Annotated in this window: 1 protein-coding gene; it reads right to left on the bottom strand. The window is 63.8% G+C overall.

What is annotated here, in order from left to right; translation table 11 throughout:
* Positions 1–20 precede the first annotated feature (20 nt).
* Positions 21–1,565 carry a group II intron reverse transcriptase/maturase gene (gene ltrA, locus ACG04R_RS28365; protein WP_474103942.1) on the bottom strand — a complete coding sequence of 515 codons (1,545 nt, stop codon included), beginning with the start codon at positions 1,563–1,565 and terminating at the stop codon, positions 21–23.
* Positions 1,566–1,936: the final 371 nt, after the last annotated feature.

Below are 1,936 nucleotides of genomic sequence, written 5' to 3'. Positions count from 1 at the left end.
AATTGCGATAGGGCCACCCGTTACCGGGCGCCCCCCGCGCAGATCCCGGCGTGCAGAATTCCCGCACCGGGCTCCTGCCTTGGGTGGGTGGCGTCGAAGCGCTGGTTTGGCCAAGGATGAAGGATGCGAGCGCGCGGCAACCACTCAGCGGCGAGCTTGTATGCCCGCTGCCACGTCGTTTTGTCTCTCTGTCCACGGCGCTTGAGCGCCCTTCGCCAGAGATCCGTGACGTGGCCTCGGAAGGCCGCCATGCTCTGGTAGTTGCCGGGTACGGCGTGGTAGGCCATGTAGCCTTGGACCACGCGGCGTAGCCAACGCCCTTGCTCTGGGATCGCCTGGTGCCAGCGCCGCCGCAGTGCCTCCTTGATCCGCTTCAGCGTCGCAACCATGCGGTCGCGGCGGGTGATCCTGCGCAGCAAGAATTTGCCGCGCCGGTCATGTCCGCTGATGTGCGTGAAGCCCAGGAAGTCAAATGTCTGCGGCTTCCCCTGTCCGCGCCTGGCCCGGTTTTCAGCCGCGAAGCGACCAAACTCCAGCACGCGCGTCTTTTCGGGATGCAGCGCCAGCGAGAACTGCTCCAGTCTCGCCTTCAGCGCCTTCACGAATCGCTTGGCATCAGATTCCTTGTCCATGCCGACGACGATGTCGTCGGCATAGCGCACGATCACCACGTTGCCCTGGGCGTGGCGTCGCCGCCATTGATGTGCCCATAGGTCGAAGACGTAGTGCAGATAGATGTTCGCCAGCAGCGGGGAGATGACCGCACCTTGCGGCGTGCCCTCCTCGCTTGCGGCTAGCAACCCGTCCTCCATCGTGCCGGCCTTCAGCCATTTGCCGATCAGGCGAATGATGCGGGGGTCGCCGATGCGGTGCTCCACGAACTTGATCAGCCACTCGTGGCTGACCGTGTCGAAGAAACTCCTGATGTCGGCGTCCACGATCCAACTCACGTTCGTACGCGTGATGCCCATGACCACCGCATCCAGCGCTTGATGTTGGTTACGTTTGGGTCTGAACCCGTACGAGAAGCCCAGGAAGTCGTTCTCGTAAACCGTGTTGAGCACCTCCACCAGCGCCCGTTGGACGATCTTGTCTTCCAACGCCGCGATCCCCAGCGGCCGCATGCGGCCGTCCGATTTCGGGATGTACTGGCGCCGCGACGGAGTCGCCCGGTAGGCGTTGCGGTGTATGCGCCCGTGCAGGTCTGCGAGCCTCGCTTCCAGTTCCTCGCCGTACTGGTGCCACGTGACGCCATCAACCCCGGCAGCCGCGTTCTTCTGTAGCCAGAAGTACGACTGCCTGAGCAGTTCGACATCGACGAGGTGCATCAGCGCCGTGAGCCTCTCCTTCTTCCTCTGCCTAGCGGCTTGACGCACGCGATCCAGCCTCTGGAACACGCTTTCCCGGCTCTGTGTCCGGCGCGTGCGTGACTGGCTCGCGTTCCCCTTGGCCCCGCCCCTTGGCTCCACCGACTCCGCGCCCAACCCCGCCTGCGGGTGCTTGTGCTTGTTCGCCGGCTTCATCGCTACTACGGGCGAGTCTGACTTCTGCGGTCCGTACATCATCGGCTTCAGCTCCTCACCTTCCCGATGCGGGCCCGCGCAGGATCACTCCCGCTGCGGGTCAGGCCGCAGATCTCCCGGTTCCCATGTAAGAGGCGTACGCGCATGCCAGGGTCTCTGACCCCGCCGAGTCGCGCGCACCCTTGCGATGACGCGTGCGCGCGTGTTGCCTTCCACCACAGTAACGGCGTCAGCACTCGGGACTGAATAAACATTTCGTGGCTCCATGGCTGGCCTACACGCACCCCTGTCAACGCTTCGCAGTGCACCTCGCGGTGCACTGCGCATGACTCGGGGACAACATGAATCGCTACTTCTTTGTTGTCGGGGACTTTCACCCCTGACCTCCTACCGGTCTCCCGGCGCACTACTGT

The sequence above is a fragment of the Pelomonas candidula genome (assembly GCF_043555985.1).
Classification (GTDB): Bacteria; Pseudomonadota; Gammaproteobacteria; order Burkholderiales; family Burkholderiaceae_C; genus Pelomonas; species Pelomonas candidula.
Note: the sequence above shows the minus strand (reverse complement) of the source record. Positions and strands in the feature narration are given on the sequence as shown.

Bases quoted from the DNA above. Each gene is read 5' to 3' on its own strand.
- ltrA (WP_474103942.1), bottom strand. From the start codon at position 1,565: ATGATGTACGGACCGCAGAAGTCAGACTCGCCCGTAGTAGCGATGAAG.